The organism is Streptomyces sp. NPDC107765 (assembly GCF_055657085.1).
In genome coordinates this window covers 24064-46437 of record NZ_JBVKBL010000002.1, presented here as the reverse complement: position 1 = coordinate 46437, position 22374 = coordinate 24064, and the positions used below count along the sequence as shown (strand labels likewise).

At 71.0% G+C, this 22374-nt stretch carries 22 protein-coding genes; 17 read left to right on the top strand and 5 right to left on the bottom strand.

The window, feature by feature from the left end:
- Positions 1–142 precede the first annotated feature (142 nt).
- The 12 genes from ACZ7MX_RS04710 to ACZ7MX_RS04655 all read left to right on the top strand — a co-directional run bounded on the left by ACZ7MX_RS04710 (position 143) and on the right by ACZ7MX_RS04655 (position 11817).
- Positions 143–1534, top strand: coding sequence for a serine hydroxymethyltransferase (locus ACZ7MX_RS04710; protein WP_472129375.1), 1392 nt, complete (start codon positions 143–145; stop codon positions 1532–1534).
- Between the two features lie 111 nt (positions 1535–1645).
- Positions 1646–2977 (top strand): MraY family glycosyltransferase, encoded by a 1332-nt coding sequence (locus tag ACZ7MX_RS04705; RefSeq protein WP_472129373.1) that lies wholly within the window; start codon positions 1646–1648, stop codon positions 2975–2977.
- Between the two features lie 288 nt (positions 2978–3265).
- Complete coding sequence (locus ACZ7MX_RS04700) at positions 3266–3703, top strand: hypothetical protein (protein ID WP_030811005.1); 438 nt, start codon at positions 3266–3268, stop codon at positions 3701–3703.
- A 279-nt stretch (positions 3704–3982) separates the two neighbouring features.
- Complete coding sequence (gene atpB, locus ACZ7MX_RS04695; RefSeq protein WP_472130545.1) at positions 3983–4777, top strand: F0F1 ATP synthase subunit A; 795 nt, start codon at positions 3983–3985, stop codon at positions 4775–4777.
- Positions 4778–4853: 76 nt separating this feature from the next.
- Positions 4854–5105 (top strand): ATP synthase F0 subunit C, encoded by a 252-nt coding sequence (atpE, locus tag ACZ7MX_RS04690; protein WP_030414140.1) that lies wholly within the window; start codon positions 4854–4856, stop codon positions 5103–5105.
- A 39-nt stretch (positions 5106–5144) separates the two neighbouring features.
- Positions 5145–5711, top strand: coding sequence for a F0F1 ATP synthase subunit B (locus tag ACZ7MX_RS04685; RefSeq protein WP_472129371.1), 567 nt, complete (start codon positions 5145–5147; stop codon positions 5709–5711).
- Entirely contained in the window at positions 5708–6523 is an 816-nt protein-coding gene (locus ACZ7MX_RS04680) for a F0F1 ATP synthase subunit delta (protein WP_472129369.1), read from the top strand. The genes ACZ7MX_RS04685 and ACZ7MX_RS04680 overlap by 4 nt, the downstream gene beginning before the upstream one ends.
- Positions 6524–6733: 210 nt before the next feature.
- Positions 6734–8326 (top strand): F0F1 ATP synthase subunit alpha, encoded by a 1593-nt coding sequence (gene atpA, locus ACZ7MX_RS04675; protein WP_472129367.1) that lies wholly within the window; start codon positions 6734–6736, stop codon positions 8324–8326.
- A 20-nt stretch (positions 8327–8346) separates the two neighbouring features.
- Positions 8347–9267 carry a F0F1 ATP synthase subunit gamma gene (locus ACZ7MX_RS04670; RefSeq protein WP_472129365.1) on the top strand — a complete coding sequence of 307 codons (921 nt, stop codon included), beginning with the start codon at positions 8347–8349 and terminating at the stop codon, positions 9265–9267.
- 5 nt (positions 9268–9272) lie between these two features.
- Positions 9273–10715, top strand: a complete 1443-nt coding sequence (gene atpD, locus ACZ7MX_RS04665; protein ID WP_472129363.1) for a F0F1 ATP synthase subunit beta — start codon at positions 9273–9275, stop codon at positions 10713–10715.
- A 108-nt stretch (positions 10716–10823) separates the two neighbouring features.
- Positions 10824–11207, top strand: coding sequence for a F0F1 ATP synthase subunit epsilon (locus tag ACZ7MX_RS04660; RefSeq protein ID WP_261955682.1), 384 nt, complete (start codon positions 10824–10826; stop codon positions 11205–11207).
- Positions 11208–11373: 166 nt separating this feature from the next.
- Complete coding sequence (locus tag ACZ7MX_RS04655) at positions 11374–11817, top strand: DUF2550 domain-containing protein (RefSeq protein ID WP_030414133.1); 444 nt, start codon at positions 11374–11376, stop codon at positions 11815–11817.
- A gap of 370 nt (positions 11818–12187) precedes the next feature.
- Here the strand turns inward: ACZ7MX_RS04655 and ACZ7MX_RS04650 are convergent, their stop codons facing one another.
- Positions 12188–12877 (bottom strand): response regulator, encoded by a 690-nt coding sequence (locus ACZ7MX_RS04650; RefSeq protein ID WP_472129362.1) that lies wholly within the window; start codon positions 12875–12877, stop codon positions 12188–12190.
- Positions 12874–14112: a sensor histidine kinase gene (locus ACZ7MX_RS04645; RefSeq protein WP_472129360.1), complete on the bottom strand. Its 1239-nt coding sequence runs from the start codon at positions 14110–14112 to the stop codon at positions 12874–12876. Before ACZ7MX_RS04645 ends, ACZ7MX_RS04650 begins: the two co-directional genes overlap by 4 nt.
- A gap of 172 nt (positions 14113–14284) precedes the next feature.
- Between ACZ7MX_RS04645 and ACZ7MX_RS04640 the strand changes: the two genes are divergently transcribed.
- Entirely contained in the window at positions 14285–14878 is a 594-nt protein-coding gene (locus ACZ7MX_RS04640; RefSeq protein WP_472129358.1) for a hypothetical protein, read from the top strand.
- 209 nt (positions 14879–15087) lie between these two features.
- Here ACZ7MX_RS04640 and ACZ7MX_RS04635 read toward each other — a convergent pair whose 3' ends face one another.
- The 3 genes from ACZ7MX_RS04635 to ACZ7MX_RS04625 are packed head-to-tail and all read right to left on the bottom strand — an operon-like array spanning position 15088 to position 17223.
- Positions 15088–15660 carry a cob(I)yrinic acid a,c-diamide adenosyltransferase gene (locus tag ACZ7MX_RS04635; RefSeq protein ID WP_472129357.1) on the bottom strand — a complete coding sequence of 191 codons (573 nt, stop codon included), beginning with the start codon at positions 15658–15660 and terminating at the stop codon, positions 15088–15090.
- A 10-nt stretch (positions 15661–15670) separates the two neighbouring features.
- Positions 15671–16426, bottom strand: a complete 756-nt coding sequence (locus tag ACZ7MX_RS04630; protein WP_472129355.1) for an ABC transporter permease — start codon at positions 16424–16426, stop codon at positions 15671–15673.
- 11 nt (positions 16427–16437) lie between these two features.
- Positions 16438–17223, bottom strand: coding sequence for an ABC transporter ATP-binding protein (locus tag ACZ7MX_RS04625; RefSeq protein WP_472129354.1), 786 nt, complete (start codon positions 17221–17223; stop codon positions 16438–16440).
- An 80-nt stretch (positions 17224–17303) separates the two neighbouring features.
- On the opposite strand from ACZ7MX_RS04625, the gene ACZ7MX_RS04620 reads away from it, so the two are divergent.
- The 4 genes from ACZ7MX_RS04620 to ACZ7MX_RS04605 all read left to right on the top strand — a co-directional run bounded on the left by ACZ7MX_RS04620 (position 17304) and on the right by ACZ7MX_RS04605 (position 22336).
- A complete protein-coding gene (locus ACZ7MX_RS04620) occupies positions 17304–17945 on the top strand; it encodes a TetR/AcrR family transcriptional regulator (RefSeq protein ID WP_472129353.1) in 642 nt (213 codons plus the stop codon).
- A 153-nt stretch (positions 17946–18098) separates the two neighbouring features.
- Positions 18099–18947, top strand: coding sequence for a 3-hydroxyacyl-CoA dehydrogenase family protein (locus ACZ7MX_RS04615; RefSeq protein ID WP_472129352.1), 849 nt, complete (start codon positions 18099–18101; stop codon positions 18945–18947).
- A 145-nt stretch (positions 18948–19092) separates the two neighbouring features.
- Positions 19093–19416 carry an STAS domain-containing protein gene (locus ACZ7MX_RS04610; RefSeq protein ID WP_451110754.1) on the top strand — a complete coding sequence of 108 codons (324 nt, stop codon included), beginning with the start codon at positions 19093–19095 and terminating at the stop codon, positions 19414–19416.
- Between the two features lie 331 nt (positions 19417–19747).
- Positions 19748–22336 carry an ATP-binding protein gene (locus ACZ7MX_RS04605; RefSeq protein WP_472129351.1) on the top strand — a complete coding sequence of 863 codons (2589 nt, stop codon included), beginning with the start codon at positions 19748–19750 and terminating at the stop codon, positions 22334–22336.
- The last annotated feature ends 38 nt before the right edge of the window (positions 22337–22374 follow it).

Genomic DNA, 22374 nt, shown 5'->3' with positions numbered 1-22374 from the left:
CGGTGCCGCGCCCGCGGGCCGTGGCGGCGGGCCGTGTCGGGCCACCGGGCCGGCCGCGCCCCCCGGGCGGCCCGCACACCGCGCCCGATCGGGCCGCCGCGCCTACATTGGGACTACGTCCCGACGAGGCCCGGAGCACGCCATGCCCGCCACCACCGCGTCACCCCGCAGCGAGACCCCGGCCGACCGCGCGCCGGCCGACGGGACCGGCGGCGGGACCGCTGCCGGCACCGCCGACGAGACGCTCCAGGACCGGGCCCGGGCCGCCGCCCGCGAAGGGGTCACGCACCCCGCCGGCGCCCCGGACTTCGGCGCGCTGCTGCGACAGGACCCGGAGATCGCCGGCGTCCTGCTCGGCGAGAGCGCCCGGCAGAGCGACGGGCTGCAGCTCATCGCCGCGGAGAACTTCACCTCACCGGCCGTCCTGGCGGCCCTCGGCTCCCCGCTGGGCAACAAGTACGCCGAGGGGTACCCCGGCGCGCGGCACCACGGCGGCTGCGAGATCGTCGACCTCGCCGAGCGGATCGCCGTGGAGCGCGCCAAGGCCCTTTTCGGCGCCGAACACGCCAACGTCCAGGCCCACTCCGGGTCTTCGGCCGTTCTGGCCGCCTACGCCGCCCTGCTGCGCCCCGGAGACACCGTCCTGGCCATGTCCCTGCCGCACGGCGGACACCTCACCCACGGATCGCCCGCCAACTTCTCCGGCCGCTGGTTCGACTTCGCCGGCTACGGGGTCGACGAGGAGACCGGGCTGCTGGACTACGACGCGATCCGCGAGCTGGCCCGGGCCCGCCGGCCCAAGGCGATCGTCTGCGGCTCGATCTCCTACCCCCGGCACCTCGACTACGCCGCCTTCCGCGACATCGCCGACGAGACCGGCGCCTACCTGATCGCGGACGTCGCGCACCCGATGGGGCTGATCGCCGGGGGAGTGGCGCCGAGCCCCGTGCCGTACGCGCATGTGGTGTGCGGCACCACTCACAAGGTGCTGCGCGGGCCCCGCGGCGGGATGCTGCTGTGCGGCGCAAAACTGGCCGAGCGGATCGACCGTGCGGTGTTCCCCTTCACCCAGGGGGGCGCACAGATGAACTCGGTCGCCGCCAAGGCCGTCGCCTTCGCGGAGGCCGCCGGCCCGGCCTTCGCCGCGTACACCCGACAGGTCGTCGCCAATGCCCGGGCGCTCGCCGCGGCGCTCGAGGATCAGGGGCTGACGATCACCACCGGCGGCACCGACACCCATCTGATCACCGCCGACCCCACGCCGCTGGGCCTGGACGCACGCACCGCCCGGGGCCGGCTGGCGGCCGCCGGGATCGTGCTGGACACCTGCGCGCTGCCGTGCGCGGAGGGCGCCGCGGCCCGCCGTACGGGGCTGCGGCTGGGTACCGCCGCGGTCACCACCCAGGGGATGACCGAAACGGAGATGACGCAGGTCGCGGGGCTGATCGCGGCGGCGCTGCGGGAGGACGGCACGGCCCGCCGGGAGACCGTCGCGTTGGTCCACCGATTTCCGCCTTATCCCCCACAAGGGTGACGGCCGGAACCGCACGCTGACACCAGGCGTCTTCTCCTGTATTCACGGCCAGGGGGCGGACCCGCATAGGGTGTGGGGCTGTGATGGCCAGCTATACCTCTGGGGCAGCCCGTGCGTGAATACCTGCTGACGCTGTGCGTCACGGCCGCGATCACCTATCTGCTGACCGGGCCGGTGCGGAAGTTCGCGATCGCGGCCGGCGCGATGCCGGAGATCCGCGCGCGTGATGTGCACCGCGAGCCGACGCCGCGGCTCGGCGGCATCGCCATGTTCGGCGGGCTGTGCGCCGGTCTGCTGGTCGCCTCGCACCTGACCAACCTCAAGAGCGTCTTCGAGAACTCCGACGAGCCGCGGGCACTGCTGTCGGGCGCCGCGCTGATCTGGATCCTCGGCGTGCTCGACGACAAGTGGGGCGTGGACGCGCTGGTCAAGCTGGGCGGCCAGATGATCGCCGCGGGCGTGATGGTGCTGCAGGGCCTGACGATCCTGTGGATCCCGATCCCGGGCGTCGGCACGGTCTCGCTCACGCCGATGCAGGGCACGCTGCTGACCGTCGCCCTGGTGGTGATCACCATCAACGCGGTGAACTTCGTCGACGGCCTGGACGGGCTGGCCTCCGGCATGGTGTGCATCGCCGCGGCGGCGTTCTTCATGTACGCGTACCGGATGTGGTTCGGCTACGGCATCGAGGCCGCCGCGCCCGCAACGCTGTTCTCGGTCGTTCTGATGGGCATGTGCCTGGGCTTCCTGCCGCACAACATGCACCCGGCGCGGATCTTCATGGGCGACTCCGGGTCGATGCTGATCGGCCTGGTGATGGCGGCCGGCGCGGTCTCGGTGACCGGCCAGGTCGACCCGGACCTGCTCAACCAGAAGGCGGGCGGTCTGCGCGAGGCCACCCACGCGATGGTGCCGGTCTACATCCCGCTGCTGCTGCCGCTGACCGTCATCGCGGTGCCGGTCGCCGACCTGATTCTGGCCATCGTGCGGCGCACCTGGAAGGGGCAGTCGCCGTTCGCCGCGGACCGCGGGCACCTGCACCACCGGCTGCTGGAGATCGGCCACTCGCACAGCCGCGCGGTGCTGATCATGTACTTCTGGTCGGCGCTGATCGCGTTCGGCGCGGTGGCCTACTCGGCGAACAACGCCAGCATGTGGATCGTGCTGGGCATCGTGCTGCTCAGCGCGGTGGGCCTGGTGCTGCTCCTGCTGCCGCGCTTCACGCCGCGGGCGCCGCGCTGGGCGGAGCGGATGGTGCCGCCGCGCTACCGCAGGGTGGTCCGTACGGTGCTGGCGCCGGCGGGCGACGGCATGGGCGCGGGAGTGGCCGACGGGGTGCCGGCGGAGGAGCCGGAGCCGGTCCCGGCGGGGATCAACGGGGCCACCGCGATCGGCGACCGGTCACGCTTCGTGGACCGGCGGAAGGCGGGTAGTCACCGCTGATCCCGGGGTGAGGTCGCCCGAACGGGCACCGGAAACCGGGACGGTTGACTCCATACCAGACAAAAAACCGGCTGTCAGTGCACCAACGCGCAGGTTCACGCTCAGGTGTGACAGGGTCCACACGAACCAGGTAAAGACCTCATCAAATAGTTTGTGATACCGTTCACGAAACCCGGCGACAGAGCCGAAGGACCGTAGTGCGACGGTCCTCTGGCCTCAGGTTCCGCCTCAGGCCGGGTCTACGCTCGTCCCTGACGACACACCCCCACCCCATGCCGGAGCGCCGCCATGCAGTCGAATGACGCCCGACTACTCCTTCACGCCGTTGTGCCCACGCTCGCCGCCGGCGTCGTCGCCGTTGCCGTGAGCGCGGTGGTCGCAGGCGCGACAGGAGCGATCGGTGCTGTCGTCGGCACCGTGCTGGTGCTGCTCGTCATGGGCGCGGGCCTGGTGGTCCTGCAGAAAACCGCGAAGAACCTGCCGCAGCTGTTCCAGATGATGGGGCTGCTGCTTTACACGACGCAGATCCTGTTCGTGCTCGTCTTCCTGATCGCCTTCAAGGACACAACGCTCTTTGACACAAAGGCGTTTGCGTTCACCCTGCTCGGCACCACCCTCGTGTGGATCGCAGCGCAGACCCGCGGTCATATGAAGGCAAAGATTCTGTACGTGGATCCCGACTCCGCCGAGCACAAGAAGGCGGAGACGGCGGGGTCGCCGACGTGACACGTAGGGCCGAGATAAATGGCCTCATGCGGGCCTGCTATCGTCCGGTGCCAACTGCGGCACAGTTGGCGCAGGCGGCTGAGCTCCCGAGTCCTACGGGACGGAACGGGAAGTTCTCGCGGCCGATGCCTGCGATCCGGCCCGGCCCAGAGCCGGCCAGCTGCCCCCTAATCCGTAAGACCAGTCCAGTGCCGCTCCGTGGCTCAACGCCGCGCCGACACAACGAGGTTGCCGTACCCATGCGCCACGCTGAAGGAGCTCGCGGTGAGTGCTGAAACGATGCTCGCCTTCGAGACCGACTGCCACATCTTTTCCGGGTGCGGCTTTGATGCTCCCGGGCTTCATTCGTTCGTCTTCAAGCCGCTCTTCACCGTCGGTGGCTTCGAGTTCAACAAGCCGATGCTGCTGGCTCTGCTCAGCACGGTCGTCGTTGTCGGCTTCTTCTGGGCCGCATTCGGCAAGGCGAAGGTGGTCCCCGGAAAGCTGCAGATGATCGGCGAGGCGGGTTACGACTTCGTACGCCGCGGACTCGTCTATGACGCGCTCGGGAAGAAGGAGGGCGACAAATACGTCCCCTTCATGGTCGCGCTGTTCTTCTTCGTGTGGATCATGAACCTGTGGTCGATCATCCCGGTCGCCGCCTTCCCGGTCACGTCGGTCATCGCCTTCCCGGTGGGCCTCGCGGCGATGGTCTACATCCTGTGGGTCTTCCTGACCTTCAAGAAGCACGGGTTCGTCGGCGCCCTGAAGAACATCACCGGCTATGACAAGTCGCTCGGCTGGGTGCTGCCGCTGATCGTCGTCATCGAGTTCCTCTCGAACATGATCATCCGGCCGTTCACGCACGCGGTCCGGCTCTTCGCGAACATGTTCGCGGGCCACCTGCTGATCCTGATGTTCACCATCGCCAGCTGGTACCTGCTGAACGGCATCGGCATCGTCTACGCCGGCGCCTCGTTCCTCATGACTCTCGCGATGACGGCCTTCGAGCTCTTCATCCAGGCCGTCCAGGCGTACGTCTTCGTGCTCCTGGCCTGCAACTACGTCCAGGGCGCGCTCGCCGAGCACCACTGAGCACCCCGCCTCCCAGCCCAACAGCTGTCCGGTGGCCAACCCCCACCGGTACGTGAAATGAGAAGGAAGTAACGGCATGTCCGCTGCTCTCGAGACCGTCAACCTCGCCTCCGCGACCGCCTTCACCGGCAGCGCCAGCGCGATCGGCTACGGCCTTGCGGCCATCGGCCCCGGCGTCGGCGTCGGCATCATCTTCGGTAACGGCACCCAGGCCCTGGCCCGCCAGCCCGAGGCTGCCGGCCTGATCCGCACCAACCAGATCATGGGTTTCGCCTTCTGTGAGGCGCTCGCCCTCATCGGCATCGTCATGGGCTTCGTTTTCAAGTAAACGAAACCCTCGACATCCATTCAGACGGAAGGCACTGATGTGAACGCCCTGGTCACCATGGCGGTGGAGGTTCCCGAGAACCCCCTGATCCCGCCGATTCCAGAGCTGGTCATCGGCCTGATCGCTTTCTTCATCGTCTTCGGCATCCTCGCCAAGAAGCTCCTCCCGAACATCAACAGGGTTCTGGACGAGCGCCGGAAGCAGATCGAAGGCCGGATGGAGGAAGCCGAGGCGCTCCAGGCCGAGGCCCAGCAGGTGCTCGCGGACTACCGGGCGCAGCTGGCCGACGCCCGCCACGAGGCCGCGCGTCTGCGCCAGGAGGCGCAGGAGCAGGGCGCGACTCTCATCGCGGAGATGCGCGCCGAAGGCCAGCGGCAGCGTGAGGAGATCATCGCTGCCGGTCACGCCCAGATCGAGGCGGACCGCAAGCAGGCCGCGCAGTCGCTGCGTCAGGACGTGGGCAAGCTCGCCACCGACCTGGCCGGCAAGCTCGTCGGCGAGTCCCTCGAGGACCACGCCCGGCAGAGCCGGACCATCGACCGCTTCCTCGACGAGCTCGAGGCCAATGCGGCGTCGGACGCGACGAAGGCTGAGGCCGGCCGATGAACGGAGCGAGCCGCGAGGCACTTGCCTCCGCACGCGAGCAGCTCGACGCGCTGACGGACAACACTGCCGTCGACGCCGCGAAGCTCGCCGAGGAGCTGGCTGCCGTCACCGCTCTGCTCGACCGCGAGGTGTCGCTGCGTCGGGTCCTGACCGACCCGGCGCAGGCCGGCGAGGCCCGGGCCGAACTGGCCGGACGGCTGCTCGGCGGCCGGATCGGCGGCCCGGCCACCGACCTGGTGACCGGCATGGTCCGCTCGCGCTGGTCGCGCTCGCGTGACCTGGCGGACGCGCTCGAGGAGCTGGCCTTCACCGCCGACCTCGTCGCCGCCCAGCGGGCCGGTGGCCTCGACGACGTCGAGGACGAGCTGTTCCGGTTCGGCCGGATCGTCGGCGCCAACCCCGAGCTGCGCCGTGCGCTGACCGACCGCAACGCGGCGGCGTCGGCCAAGACGGAGCTGCTGCGTTCGCTGCTGGGCGGCCGGGCCAACCCGGTCACCGAGCGGGTCGTGATCCGTCTTGTCGTACAGCCGCGGGGCCGTAGCCTGGAAGCGGGGCTCGACGCCCTCTCCAAGCTGGCGGCGCACCGCCGGGACCGGATGGTCGCGGTGGTCACCTCCGCGGTGCCCCTCAGCGAAGGACAGCGGGAGCGGCTGAGCGCCTCCCTGACCGCGCTGTACGGACGGCAGATCCACCTGAACCTCGACGTGGACCCCGAGGTCCTCGGCGGCGTCCAGGTACGGATCGGCGACGAGGTCATCAACGGGACCATCGCGGAGCGCCTCGACGAGGCGAACCGGCGGATGGCCGGCTGACCCAGCCACCAACTCAAGAGCTGCGCAACCGGCGGCCAGACACCGGACCAGCCGGCCGGACCGAGAGGTCCGGCTGCGGTCCGGAAGAAGCCCCGGGGACCAGCACAAGCATGACGGCGGCCCGAGTTGGGCCGTAAGCGGAAAGCCCCTGGGGACCACCCCAGACCCCGCAAGTAACTTCGGGCCCAACAAGGAGAGCAGGGAACCCAGATGGCGGAGCTCACGATCCGGCCGGAGGAGATCCGGGACGCGCTGGAGAACTTCGTCCAGGCGTACAAGCCGGACGCGGCCTCGCGCGAGGAGGTCGGCACGGTAAGCGAGGCCGGAGACGGCATCGCGAAGGTCGAGGGCCTTCCCTCGGCGATGGCGAACGAGCTGCTGAAGTTCGAGGACGGCACGCTCGGTCTGGCGCTGAACCTGGAAGAGCGCGAGATCGGTGCGGTGGTCCTCGGCGAGTTCGGCGGTATCGAGGAGGGCCAGCCGGTGCAGCGCACCGGTGAGGTGCTCTCGGTCGCCGTGGGCGAGGGCTACCTCGGCCGCGTCGTCGACCCGCTGGGCAACCCGATCGACGGCCTCGGCGAGATCGAGACCGAGGGTCGCCGTGCCCTGGAGCTGCAGGCTCCGGGCGTCATGGTCCGCAAGTCGGTCCACGAGCCGATGCAGACCGGCTACAAGGCCGTCGACTCGATGGTGCCGATCGGCCGCGGCCAGCGTCAGCTGATCATCGGTGACCGCCAGACCGGCAAGACCGCCCTGGCCGTCGACACGATCATCAACCAGCGCGACAACTGGCGCTCGGGCGACCCCAAGAAGCAGGTCCGCTGCATCTACGTCGCCATCGGCCAGAAGGGCTCCACCATCGCGTCCGTGCGCGGCGCGCTGGAGGAGGCCGGCGCCCTGGAGTACACCACCATCGTCGCCGCCCCGGCGTCCGACCCGGCGGGCTTCAAGTACCTCGCGCCCTACACCGGCTCGGCCATCGGCCAGCACTGGATGTACCAGGGCAAGCACGTCCTGATCATCTTCGACGACCTCTCGAAGCAGGCCGACGCCTACCGCGCCGTGTCCCTGCTCCTGCGCCGTCCGCCGGGCCGCGAGGCCTACCCGGGCGACGTCTTCTACCTGCACTCGCGTCTGCTGGAGCGCTGCGCCAAGCTCTCCGACGACATGGGCGCCGGCTCCATGACCGGTCTCCCGATCGTCGAGACCAAGGCGAACGACGTGTCGGCGTTCATCCCGACCAACGTCATCTCCATCACCGACGGCCAGTGCTTCCTGGAGTCCGACCTGTTCAACGCCGGTCAGCGTCCGGCCCTGAACGTCGGTATCTCGGTCTCCCGTGTCGGTGGCTCCGCCCAGCACAAGGCCATGCGCCAGGTGTCCGGCCGGCTCCGCGTGGACCTCGCCCAGTACCGCGAGCTGGAGGCGTTCGCCGCCTTCGGTTCCGACCTGGACGCGGCCTCCAAGGCGCAGCTGGAGCGCGGTAAGCGCATGACCGAGCTGCTCAAGCAGAGCCAGTACAACCCGTACCCGGTCGAGGACCAGGTCGTCTCCATCTGGGCCGGCACCAACGGCAAGATGGACGACGTGCCGGTCGAGGACATCCGCCGCTTCGAGCGGGAGCTCCTGGACCACCTGCACCGGGACAAGAAGGAGCTGCTCACGAGCATCCGTGAGGGCGCCAAGATGTCCGACGACACCATCGGTGCGATCTCCGAGGCCGTCGAGGGCTTCAAGCGGCAGTTCGAGACCTCGACCGGCAAGCTGCTCGGCGAGGACACCCCGGCCGGCACCGCCAAGTGACGACGGAAGGGACCTGATCCATGGGAGCCAAGCTCCGGGTCTACAAGCGTCGCATCCGCTCCGTCTCCGCGACCAAGAAGATCACCAAGGCGATGGAGATGATCGCCGCCTCGCGCGTCGTCAAGGCGCAGCGCCAGGTGGCGGCATCGACGCCGTACGCGAGTGAACTGACCCGCGCGGTGACGGCGGTTGCCACCGGCTCGAACACCCAGCACCCGCTGACGACCGAGGCGGAGCGCCCGGTCCGGGCCGCACTGCTGCTCATCACGAGCGACCGCGGTCTGGCCGGCGGTTACTCCTCCAACGTCATCAAGGCCGCCGAGCAGCTCACCGAGCGGCTCAAGGCCGAGGGCAAAGAGGTCGACGCCTACATCGTCGGCCGCAAGGGTGTGTCGTACTACAGCTTCCGCGAGCGCAAGGTCGTGGAGTCGTGGACCGGCTTCACCGACAGCCCGACGTATGCGGACGCCAAGGCGGTCGCCGCACCGCTCATCGCGGCGGTCCAGAAGGACACCGCCGAGGGTGGTGTGGACGAACTCCACATCGTCACCACCGAGTTCATCTCGATGATGACGCAGACGGCGATCGACGACCGGCTGCTGCCGCTGTCCCTGGACAAGGCGGCCGAGGAGTCGGCCGAGGCGTCCAAGGGGGAGATCCTTCCGCTGTTCGACTTCGAGCCGTCGGCCGAGGACGTCCTCGACGCCCTGCTTCCGCGGTACGTCGAGTCGCGGATCTACAACGCGCTGCTGCAGGCCGCCGCCTCCAAGCACGCCGCCACCCGGCGCGCGATGAAGTCGGCGACCGACAACGCAGAAGAGCTCATCAAGTCGCTCTCGCGGCTTGCCAACGCGGCCCGACAGGCCGAAATCACCCAGGAAATCAGCGAGATCGTCGGTGGCGCCAGTGCTCTGGCCGACGCGACCGCGGGGAGTGACTGACCACTATGACCACCACTGTTGAAACGGCCACGGCAACGGGCCGCGTCGCCCGGGTCATCGGCCCGGTCGTCGACGTGGAGTTCCCCGTCGACGCGATGCCGGAGATCTACAACGCGCTGACCGTCGAGGTCGCCGACCCGGCCGAGGCCGGAGCGCTCAAGGTCCTGACCCTCGAGGTTGCCCAGCACCTGGGCGAGGGCCTGGTCCGTGCCATCTCGATGCAGCCCACCGACGGTCTGGTCCGCCAGGCCGCGGTGACCGACACCGGCGCCGGGATCACCGTCCCGGTCGGTGACGTCACCAAGGGCAAGGTGTTCAACACCCTCGGCGAGATCCTGAACGTGGACCCGTCCACGGTCGAGGTCACCGAGCGCTGGCCCATCCACCGCAAGGCCCCGTCCTTCGACCAGCTCGAGTCCAAGACCGAGATGTTCGAGACCGGCGTCAAGGTCATCGACCTGCTGACCCCGTACGTCAAGGGCGGCAAGATCGGTCTGTTCGGTGGCGCCGGTGTCGGCAAGACCGTTCTGATCCAGGAAATGATCTACCGCGTGGCCAACAACCACGACGGTGTGTCGGTGTTCGCCGGTGTCGGTGAGCGCACCCGTGAGGGCAACGACCTCATCGAGGAGATGACGGACTCCGGCGTCATCGACAAGACCGCACTGGTCTTCGGCCAGATGGACGAGCCCCCGGGCACCCGTCTGCGCGTCGCCCTGGCGGGTCTGACCATGGCGGAGTACTTCCGCGATGTGCAGAAGCAGGACGTGCTCTTCTTCATCGACAACATCTTCCGCTACACCCAGGCGGGTTCCGAGGTCTCCACGCTGCTCGGCCGTATGCCGTCCGCGGTGGGTTACCAGCCGAACCTGGCGGACGAGATGGGTCTGCTGCAGGAGCGCATCACCTCGACCCGTGGTCACTCGATCACCTCGATGCAGGCGATCTACGTCCCCGCGGACGACCTGACCGACCCGGCGCCGGCGACGACCTTCGCGCACCTCGACGCGACGACGGTTCTCTCCCGTCCGATCTCGGAGAAGGGCATCTACCCGGCGGTCGACCCGCTGGACTCGACGTCCCGCATCCTGGACCCGCGCTACATCACGCAGGAGCACTACGACTGCGCGTCGCGCGTCAAGACGATCCTGCAGAAGTACAAGGACCTCCAGGACATCATCGCGATTCTGGGTATCGACGAGCTGGGCGAGGAGGACAAGCTCACCGTCCACCGCGCCCGTCGGATCGAGCGGTTCCTGTCGCAGAACACCCACGTGGCGAAGCAGTTCACCGGTGTCGACGGCTCGGACGTGCCGCTGGACGAGTCCATCGCCGCGTTCAACGCCATTGCCGACGGTGACTACGACCACTTCCCCGAGCAGGCCTTCTTCATGTGCGGCGGTCTCGAGGACCTGAAGAAGAACGCCAAGGAGCTGGGCGTCTCCTGACCCCCGTAACGGTCCCGGGGGCGGCCCTGGCCGCCCCCGGTCCGTACGACCACTAGTATTTGACCCAACATCTGCCACACCAGGCAGGTGGAGACCCGAGGAGCCATCGTGGCTGAGCTGCACGTCGAGTTGGTCGCCGCCGACCGTCAGGTCTGGTCCGGCAAGGCCAGCCTGGTCGTCGCGCGCACCTCGTCGGGCGACATCGGCGTCATGCCCGGACACCAGCCGCTGCTCGGCGTGCTGCAGTCGGGCCCGGTGACGATTCGTACGACCGGCGAGAGCGGGGACGGCACCGTCGTCGCCGCCGTGCACGGCGGCTTCATCTCGTTCGCCGACAACAAGCTGTCCCTGCTCGCAGAGGTGGCCGAGCTGTCGGACGAGATCGATGTCCAGCGCGCGGAGCGGGCCCTGGAGCGAGCGAAGTCGGACGCTGACGCGGCCGCCGAGCGTCGCGCCGATGTCCGGCTGCGTGCGGTGACGGGCGTTCACTGAGCCCCGCCACCGACGAGATCGATCCTCAGCCGCGGGCTGCCCGGAATTCTCCGGAGCGGCCCGCGGCTGAGGCAATGCAGGTGCGTTTCCTCCCCCGCAAGCGGGAGGTACTCCCACCCCCGGGTTCCGTCCGGGGGCACCCAACGAGGCGAGGAGGTCGGTCGAGATGGTCCTCGCTCTGCTTGTGAGCGGCGCGGTCGTGGTGCTGGTGCTGCTGGGGTTGTTCGTCTTCGGACTGAGGCGGCGGCTCATCCAGCGGTCCGGCGGCACCTTCGACTGCAGTCTGCGCTGGAACGTGCCGGAGAACGAGCCCAGCGGCAAGGGCTGGATCTACGGCGTGGCGCGCTACAACGGCGACCGGATCGAGTGGTTCCGGGTCTTCTCGTACGCGCCCCGGCCCCGCCGCCTGCTGGAGCGCTCCGCCATCGAGGTGCTGGAGCGCCGCACCCCGCAGGGTGAGGAGGAGCTCGCCCTGCTCTCCGACTCCATCGTGCTGGCCTGCCGGCACCGCGGCACCCGCCTGGAACTGGCCATGAGCGAGGACGCGCTCACGGGCTTCCTGGCCTGGCTGGAGGCGGCCCCGCCGGGACAACGAGTCAATGTGGCGTAATTAAGGGGCCTCGTTGGGTGGGGGTGCCTCCCGGACGGAGTCTGGGGGAGAGTCAATGTGGCGTAATTAAGGGGCCTCGTTGGATGGGGGTGCCCCGGGACTGCCCCGGACGGAGTCTGGGGGAGCGTCACGGTGGCCTGTGGCCTGAGGGCTGATGCGGGTGCCGGTGGCTTGACGGCTGATGCGGGCGCCGCCCGTGCGTGTGCGGGGGTGCGGGGGACGGCTCCGGTCCCCTACGGGCGGGTCGAACGGATCCCCTAAGGGTCGCGCGGGCCCCCTGCGGGGCCACAACGCGTAGGTGGGGGAGGGTATTCCCTTGTGCATACCCCGGGGCCGGGGAAGGCGTTCTCCACGGCCGGAGGGGGGTTCCCTACGGCCCGTCGACTCCCAACTCCTGGGCCAGTACTGCCGCTTGGACCCGGCTGCGCAGGTCGAGTTTGGCCAGCAGGCGGCTGACGTGGGTCTTGACGGTGGCCTCGGCCATGGCCAGCCGTAAGGCGATGTCGGCGTTGGAGAGGCCGCGGCCCAGACAGCCCAGTACCTCGCGTTCGCGCGGCGTCAGTGCGTCCAGGACCGCCGGATCGGGGGCGTCCGCGTCCCGCGCCGCCCGTGCCGCCGTACGGGGGCTGGCGAATTCCGCGATCAGCCGCCGGGTGACCGCGGGCGCGATCAGGCCCTCGCCGGACGCCACCGTGCGCACCGCGGTCAGGAGCGCAGCCGCATCGCTGTCCTTGAGCAGGAAGCCGGCGGCGCCCGCCCGCAGCGCCCCGAAGACGTACTCGTCCAGGTCGAAGGTGGTCAGCACCAGGACGTCCGCCAGCTTCTCGGCGACCACCTGACGGGTGGCGGAGACGCCGTCCAGCCGCGGCATCTGAATGTCCATCAGGACGAGGTCGGGCCGCAGCTCCCGCGCCAGCCGGACCGCCTCCTCACCGTCCGCCGCCTCCCCGACCACCTCGATGTCGGGGGCGGAGCGCAGGATGAGGACCAGCCCGGCCCGTACGGCGGACTGGTCCTCGGCGACGAGAACCCGGATCGGCTGCGCGTCGGCGCCTGTCATCGTTGCTCTTCCTCCTCGGCCGCGGGCAGCGCTGCCCGCACCAGCCAGACTCTGCCGGCCGGCCCGCTCTCCGGGCCGGCCTCGAATGCCCCGCCCAGCAGGGCGGTCCGCTCGCGCATCCCGACCAGGCCGGTGCCCGACCCCGGGGCCCGGGGTCCGGGCCGGTCGGCGAACGGGCTGCGGACGGTGACGGTGAGCGCCCCGCCGCGGTCGCGGGCGATCCGCACCCGGACCTCGCCGGGCGCGGCGTGCTTGAGCGCGTTGGTCAGGGACTCCTGGACGATGCGGTAGACCGCCAGCTCGAACGGGGCGGCGGTGCGGGGCCCGGGCCCGGTGCCGTCCGGGTGGCGGGCGTCGTCCAGGACGAAGGTCAGCCCGCTGCTCGCGCCGTTCGTGCGGGCCTGGGCGATCAGCGCGTCCAGCCCGTCGAGGGTGGGGGTGGCGGCCGGCTCCTCGGCGTACTCGGCGGTGGCCTTCGGGTCGCGCAACAGGCCGATCAGCCGGCGCATTTCGGACAGGCCCTGCACGCTGTTCTCCCGGATGACGCCGAGCGCCTCGCGGGTCGCGGACGGGTCGTCGATGGACTGGGCGGCGGTGGCGTGGATCGCGATCGCGGACAGGTGGTTGGCGACCATGTCGTGGAGTTCCCGGGCCATCCGCGCGCGTTCGCCCGCCACCGCCTGGGTGCGGTCCATCTCGGCCAGCAGCGCGGTCTGCTCGGCCCGCAGTCGGGCGGCCTCGGCGGCGTCGCGGTGGTTGCGGGTGATCAGGCCGGTCCAGGCCGGTGCGACGGTGATCACCGCGATGCCGATGACGACCATCACGACCTGCGGGTCCGGCCACGCCGCGGTCAGTGCGACGGCCGCCACGACCGTGCCCAGCACCGAGTGCGGGGGGATCCGGCGGGCCGCGGCGGCCGGGCCGTAGAGCACCGCCGCGTAGACGACGTCGGTGAACATCAGCACGGTGGCGACGAGCGTGCCGGCGCAGATGTCCAGCGCCAGTGCGGGCACCGCGATGCCCAGGGCCGCCATCGGGGCGGTCCGGCGCAGCAGTTCCGCGCCGGACATCGCGGTGAGCGAGAGCAGGGTGAGCCAGGGCGGCAGTCCCAGCTGCGGTGGTCCGCCGTGCAGGTTCAGCGCCCACAGCAGCAGTCCGCCGAGCAGCCCGCCGCCCGCGATGAGCAGATCGAGTCGGTGCGGCCGGCCGACGGCGGCGGGGGAGCTGGCGGTCACCCCTCCATCAAACACGGCGACGGCGCCCGCTGCCTCCACGTCGCGGTCATCCCCGCGTTCCGCCGGCTACATCGAAAGATGCAGCGCGGGATCGTCGCAGGTGACGACGTTTCGGGCGGCCGCCGCTGGGAGGCTTGAGATGTTCGGTGGAAGATCCTGAGAGGAGGCGGCCGTGGTCGTCACGCTGATCATCGCCTGTGAAGTCGGCTTCTGGGTGCTGTTGGCGGGGGGCCTGGCCCTGCGCTACCTGGCGCGGATGCCACGGACCGGGGCGGCGGTGCTCCTGCTGGAACCGCTGCTGGAGCTGGTGCTGCTGATCGTCACCGCGATCGACCTGAAGAACGGCGCCTCCGCCGACTGGAAACACGGACTGGCCGCGCTCTACATCGGCTACACGGTCGCCTACGGGCACTACACGATCAAGTGGGTCGACGGGCACTTCGCGCACCGCTTCGCGGGCGGCCCGCGGCCCCCGAAGCATTACGGCATGGACCGCGCGAAGCACGAGGGGATGCTCTGGCTGCGCACGGTGGTGTGGGTGGCCATCGCGGTCGGGCTGCTGCAGCTGGCGATCTGGTACGTCGGTACGGACGGCGACACGGCGTCGCTGCGCGGCTGGCAGGGCACCTCGCTGCGCATCCTGATGATCCACGGCGTGATCGCCCTGACCTACCTCGTCTGGCCGAAGAAGGCCCCGAGGGACACCCCCGCCGCCACCCCCACCACCGAAGCGCCCCCCACCCCGCAGCAGAAAACCCTGCGCTGACGGCGCCTGCCGCCGGGTCCCGGCGTCCCAGCCAGCCCCGCCGCCCGGTCCCGGGCCCCAGCCGGGCCCCGCCGCCGCCCGCTGGTCAGCGTTCGCCGCCCGGGACCCATAGGACGTCGCCGATCTCCTTGTTGGCCGTGCGGGCCAGGATGCTGTGTCTTCCCGGGGGATGACCCCCGGGCCCCCAGCCGGGCCCCGCCGCCCGCGGGTCAGCGTTCGCCGCCCGGGACCCACAGGACGTCGCCGATCTCCTTGTTGGCCGTGCGGGCCAGGATGAAGAGGAGGTCGGAGAGGCGGTTGAGGTAGGTGGCGGTGAGGGGGTTCATGGTGTCGCCGTGTTCCTCGAAGGCGGCCCAGGTGGAGCGTTCGGCGCGGCGGACGACGGTGCAGGCCTGGTGCAGCAGGGCCGCGCCGGGGGTGCCGCCCGGGAGGATGAAGCTGCGCAGCTTGTCGAGTTCGGCGAGGAAGCGGTCGCAGTCGGCCTCCAGCTTGTCGATGTAGCTCTGCTCGACGCGCAGCGGGGGGAATTCGGGGTTCTCGGCCACCGGGGTCGACAGGTCCGCGCCCACGTCGAACAGGTCGTTCTGCACGCGGGTGAGGACCTTGACGACCTCGGTGTCGAGCTGTCCCAGGGCGATGGCGGTCCCGATCACCGCATTCGCCTCATTGGCGTCGGCGTACGCCGCGATCCGCGAATCGGTCTTGGCGGTGCGGCTCATGTCGCCCAGGGCCGTGGTGCCCTTGTCGCCGGTGCGGGTGTAGATGCGCGTCAGATTCACCATACGGGCGAGACTACGCCGCGGCCCTCCGGAAGGCCCGGGTGCCGAGCACCAGGGAGACCGCGGCGAGGGCGAGTGCCACGAGCGTCCCGTACAGGACCGCCGAGGACGCGTAGTCGCCGACGAACGCCGCCCGTACCGCGTCCACGAGGTAGCGGAACGGCATGGCGTGCGAGAGGACGTCCAGCCACGTCGGCGCCAGCGTCATCGGCAGCATCAGCCCGGACAGCAGCATCGAGGGCATGGTGACCGAGTTGATCACCGGCCCGAATTCCTGCGGCGAGTTCACCCGCAGCGCCAGCGCGTACGACAGCGAGGCCAGCGCCACGGTCAGGACGGCGACGAACGCGAAGCCGATGAGGATGCCGGGCAACGGTGCCCGCAGCCCCATCACCAGCGCCGCCAGCACCAGCAGCACCGCCTGGAAGACGAACAGCGCGGCGTCCCGCAGCACCCGCCCCAGCAGCAGCGCGGACCGGCTCACCGCCGTCACCCGCATCCGCTCGACGACGCCGAACTGCTTCTCGACGATGATGCCGAAGCCGCAGAACGAGGCGCCGAACAGCCCGAGTTGGAGCAGCAGGCCGGGCACCAGCACCTGCCAGGAACTGCCGGCCGAGGGCAGCGGCAGCCCGGTCAGCAAGGGGCCGAAGAAGAGCAGGTACAGCAGCGGCATCAGCACGCCGAAGAGCATCTGGAGCTTCGAGCGCAGGGTCTGCCGGGCGTAGCGGCCGAAGACCAGCGCGGTGTCGGACAGGAGGGAGGGCATGGGGTCGGCTCCTAGACGGCGAGGGGGGTGGTGTCCCGGGGCGGGATACCGCCCCGGCCGGTGATGGCGAGGAAGGTGTCCTGGAGGGACGCGTCGGGGGAGCCGCCGTGGGCGCGTTTGAGGGCGTCCGGCGTGCCGTCGGCGGCCACCACTCCCTTGTCGATGATCACCAGCCGGTCGGCGAGCGCATCGGCCTCGTCGAGGTAGTGGGTGGTGAGGAACACGGTCGTGTCGTGCTCGGCGCGGATCCGGCGGACCAGGTCCCACAGGTCGGCGCGGCTGCCCGGATCGAGGCCGGTGGTCGGCTCGTCGAGGAAGAGGACCTCGGGGCGGTGGGTGAGGCCCATGGCGACGTCCAGCCGGCGCCGCTGGCCGCCGGAGAGGGTCGCGGTCTTGCGGTCCAGGAGGTCGGTCAGGCCCAGGTCGGCGGCCAACTCCTCGGCGCGGTCCCGGGCTTCGGCCTTGCCCAGGCGGTAGAGGCGGGCCTGGGTGACGAGTTCCTCGCGGACCGAGACGTTCGGGTCGACGCCGCCGGACTGGGCGACGTATCCGGAGGCGCGGCGCACCCCGGCCGGATCGCGGGCCAGATCGCAGCCGGCGACGGTCGCGGTGCCGCCGGTGGGGGCGAGGAGGGTGGTGAGCATCCGCAGGGTGGTGGTCTTGCCGGCGCCGTTGGGGCCGAGGAAGCCGAGGATCTCGCCGCGCTCGACGGTGAGGTCGATACCGCGGACGGCCTCGACGGGGCCGCGTTTGGTGGGGAAGGTCCGGGCGAGTCCGGACGCGCTGAGTACGGGCATGCCGCAAGAAAAACAGAGAGACTGAAAAATTGCAACGCCCCCAAAATTTCAGTGGCACCAGTCAGGGGTAGCCTGAGGGCATGGCAGAGGGACTCAGGGAGCGGAAGAAGCGGCAGACCCGCCAGTACATCTCGGACGTGGCGACCGGTCTCTTCCTGGAGCGCGGCTTCGACGCGGTGACCATCGCGGAGATCGCCGAGGCCGCCGACGTCTCCGTCAACACCGTGTACAACTACTTCCCGGCGAAGGAGGACCTCTTCTTCGACCGCAGCAAGGGGGTCGTCGACCGGCTGTCGCGGTTCGTACGGGGCAGGCGCGCGGGGGAGTCCGCCGCCCTCGCCGTCCTGCGGGAGCTGCGCGAAGAGGTGGAGAGCGTTTCGCCCAAGGTGGGGCTCATCGAGGGCTATGAGCGCTTCATGAAGGTCGTCCACGGCTCGCCGGCCCTCCAGGCCCGCCTGTGGCACCTCCAGCGCGAGCAGTACGAGGACCTGGAGGCCACCCTCCGGGAGGAGACCGGGGCGGCGGTCGGCGACCCGATGCCCGCCCTGATGGCCGGCCAGATCAACTGGGTGCACCAGACGTTGATGACGACCATCGCCCACGAGATGATCGCCGGCCGCAAGCCGGCGGTGGTCTCGCGCGAGGCGCTGGTCCTGCTGGACGAGATGGAGGAGCTGCTGAGCGAGCGGGTCCTCAACTACGGGGTGCGGGCGGCGGGCTGAGCGGCGCGGCCTCGCAGGAGGGCCGCCCCGGATGTGATGTCCGTCATGTGAGACGTGACGCGCATCTCTTACCCACCAATGGATCGCCAACGACCGCTAACGTCACCCGAAGACCGACAGACTTTCAAATGCACAGGGTGTGAGGGGACAGTAGTGGCAAAGAAGCTCGCCGTCATCGGCGCCGGACTCATGGGGTCCGGTATCGCGCAGGTCTCCGCCCAGGCGGGCTGGGACGTGGTTCTCCGCGATGTGACGGACGAGGCCCTGGCCCGCGGCAAGGGCGGCATCGAGGCCTCGTACGAGAAGTTCGTCACCAAGGGGAAGCTGGCCGCGGCCGACGCCGAGCAGGCGCTGGCGCGCATCACCACCACGACCGACCTGGAAGCCGTCGCCGACGCGGACATCGTCGTCGAGGCGGTCTTCGAGCGGATCGACGTCAAGCGGGAGATCTTCCAGGCGCTGGACAAGCTCGTCAAGGACGAGGCGGTGCTGGCCTCCAACACCTCCGCCATCCCGATCACCAAGATCGCCGCGGCCACCTCCCGCCCCGAGCGGGTCGTCGGGACGCACTTCTTCTCGCCGGTGCCGATGATGCAGCTCTGCGAACTCGTCCGCGGTTACAAGACCAGCGACGAAACCCTCGCCACGGCCCGGGAGTTCGCCGAGTCCGTCGGCAAGACCTGCGTCGTCGTCAACCGCGACGTGGCCGGCTTCGTCACCACCCGGCTGATCTCGGCGCTGGTCGTCGAGGCCGCCAAGCTCTACGAGTCCGGCGTGGCCAGCGCCGAGGACATCGACACCGCCTGCAAGCTGGGCTTCGGACACGCGATGGGCCCGCTGGCCACCGCCGACCTGACCGGCATCGACATCCTGCTGCACGCCACCGACAACATCTACACCGAGTCCCAGGACGAGAAGTTCGCGCCGCCGGAGATCATGCGACGCATGGTCGACGCGGGCGACATCGGACGCAAGAGTGGGCAGGGCTTCTACGAGCACTGATACCGCGTCAGGTCATTGGGCCTGATGGGGTCACCCCATGGGGTGAATTCGGTATCGGTTCGCTTACAGGCGGCAACTTCGCCGCATGAGAGGCAGTCAGATCTGTAGACGTCCATGCATGAACCCATGACACAGGGGAGCGCATATGCACATCAGGGGCGACCACGCCGAGCTGGTCGTCGAGGGCCGCCTCGACGTCCGCAGCGCGGCGGACGCCCGGACGGCGCTGCACGCGGCCGTCGACTCCGGTCGGGGTGACCTGGTGCTGGACCTCACCGCGCTGGATTCCTGGGACGCCACCGGCCTCGGTGTGATCATGGGCGCACACCGCCGGGCCGGCCGGGTCAACCGGCGGCTGGTACTGCGCGGGGTGCCGCCCCAGATGCAGCGCCTGCTGGTCGCCACCCGGCTCCACCGCATCCTCGCCATCGAGGGCGGCATCGAAGCTGAATCGCTTCCCCGGGTGTGACAGCCCGGGCACGGGAAAAGGGGAGCGCGCCGGAGGAACGGGGAACCGGCGCACTCCCGGAAGCCCTGTGCACCCTCTCCGGAAGCCCGCGCACGCTCCCGGAGAGGGCACGCACAGAACGCACCACAACGGCTGAACCGGGAGCTTTCGGGCAGTGCCCGCCCCCGCCGGTGCAAGAGGCCGCGCTGCGGGTCTAAGGTTCGGTTCCCGCCCGTATGCCATCATCCGCGGCGGACACCGGACCGGACGCGACGGCGGGGGCCACCTACCGCGGCAGACGCGCGCGGACGGCCGGAGCGCATTCGGCACGGTACACGTGGGAGCTTGCAGCATGGACCCGAACACTCACCGGGGACCTGAGGAATACGGCGAGCAGGGCACTCCTGCCGATCCGCCGGCCCCCGCGTTCGGCGGCGCGAAGGGCAGCCACGGCGGCCCGGCCCGCGTCGTCCGGCTCGTCTCGGGCAACTACCTCGTCACCGTCAACCCCGTCGACGGCAGCGAGATAGAGCCCTGCCCGCCCGGGGAACGCCCCGCCGAACCCGTCAGGCTCAGCGCCCAGGAGCGCGCCGCGGCCGCCCGCGCCGCCGCACCCCCGGTGCCCCCGGGACCGCCCGGATCCGCCGGGCACGGCACCACGCTCGAAGAGCGCACCGAGGACATCGAGCGCCTGGTCCGGCTGCTCTCCCGCGGCCGCTCGGTACGCCTCACCGGCCCGGCGGGCTCCGGCCGCACCCGCCTGCTGGACGCCGTCGCCACCGAGTGCGCCGACCTCGCCCCCGACGGCGTGGTCCGGCTCTCCGGCTACCACCGCACCGCCACCGACCTGCTGTACGCCCTGTTCGCCGCGGTCCACAGCGCCCCGCAGCACCGCCCGGACCGGCCCGAACTGCTGCGCCTGGTCGCCGAGATCGGCGCCATCGTCGTCCTCGACGACCTCGAATTCGGCGGCGCGGCGCTCGACGAACTGCTCGACGCCACCCCCGAGTGCGCCTTCCTGATCGCCACCACCCCCGACATCGCCGCGCCCAGCGCCGCATCGCACCTCGAAGAGGTCTTCCTCGGCGGCATCGGCCGGGCCGGCTGCGTACGGATGCTGGAACGCGCCGTGGACCGGCCGCTCACCGACGACGAGGCGGCCTGGGCCGCCGACCTGTGGTTCGAGTCCGAGGGGCTGCCGCTGCGGTTCGTGCAGGCCGCCGCCCTCCTCCGGCAGCGCGACCGGCGCCGCAACCGCGCCGGCGCCCTCGACGACGGCTACGGCCTCTTCCCGGCCGAGCGGCCCGGGACGACGGACGGCGGCCGGGACACCGCCGGTACGGACGGCACAGACGGCACAGACGACACCGAGAACGCTTCCGAGGCCCCGCTGCCCTCCCTCGGCGAGGCCGCCGCGCCCGCCCCGCTGCTCGCCGAGGGGCTGAGCGACGCCGCCCGGGAGACCCTGCGGTTCGCCGTCGCGCTCGGCGGCGAACTGCCGCACCAGGCGCACCTGCCGGCCCTCACCGAGGACACCCACGCCGACGCCGCCCTCGGCGAACTGCTCGCCTGCGGACTGATCACCCCCGTCGCCGGCCACTACCGGCTCGCCGCCACCGTCCTGGACCAGCTCACCGCGGCCGGCTACGCCGAGGACGCCACCGCCCGGGCGCACACCGCCGCCCAGCACTACGCCTGGTGGGCCGGCCACCCCTCGGTCACTCCCGAGCGGGCCGCCGCCGAGTCCGACGCCGCGCTGGCCACGATGGCCGTACTGACCGGCAGCCGGGAGAGCGGACACGCCAGCGCGGCCGTGCTGCTCGCCCGTACCGCCGCCCCCGCCTTCGCTGCCGCGCTGCACTGGAGCGCCTGGGAACGCGCCCTGCGGCACGGCCAGGAGGCCGCCCGGCTGGCCGGCGAGGTCGCCGAGGAGGCGTACTTCCACCACGAGCTGGGCGTCCTCGCGCTCTGCACCGGCAGCCTCGACCGGGCCCGCGCCGAACTGGAGGCGTCCATCGGACTGCGCGGGGTGCTCTCCGACCGCAACGGCGCGGTGGCCGGACGGCGCGCGCTGGCACTGGTCACCGACCGGTCCCGGGCCGCCTCCGCGGCCACCACGGCCGTCCCGCAGCTCCCGCCGGCCGGCTCCGGCGGCAAGCAGCCCGCCGGGCCCCGCGCGGGCGGACCCGCCTCGCCCGACGCGGTGTCCACCGCCAAGCTGCGGCTGCCGTCCGCCGCCGGGGCGACCTCGGCGACCGTGGCCTCCCGCAACGTCTCCTCGACGGCGGCCACCACGGCCCTCCCGGCCACCGCGGCCACCGGCGGCGGCAAGGGCGTCAAGGCACTCCTCGGTGCCCGCCGCAACCTCGTCGCGGCCGGCGCCGGAGCCCTGCTGGTGGCCGTCTTCGGCACCGTCATCACCCTCGGCATGACCTCCGGCGGCGAGGACGCCCCCGACAACAAGGTCAGCACCGAGCAGTCCACCGACGACGGCAGCAGCCCCGACCTGCCGGCCGCGGACCCCAGCACCGGCACCGGCCTGCCGCCCACCGGCCACGGCGCCAAGCCCGCCCGTACCGGCCGCCCCGGCAGCCCGGCCCCGTCGACCAGCGGCTCCGCCACCACCGGCGAGCCCACCGACCCCGGCACCGGCCCGGCCGACCCGACCGCCGACCCCACCACCCCGACGGACCGGCCCACCACGCCCACCGGCCGGCCGACCCGGACCACGCACCCGCCGACCGACGAGCCCAGCACCTCCACGCCGACCGGTCCCACCGGCCGGCCGACAAACACCCCGACCGACCCGACGACCGACCCGGCGACCGAGAAGCCCTCCCAGAGCACCGCCGCCTCCGCCTCCGCGCCCACGGGCAGCGCCCCGGCGGCCACGGACGGCACGGCCTCGTCCACCGGCACACAGAGCGCCCCGGCCGCATAACGCCCCCGTACGACACGGCGCGACGGCCCGGTACCGAG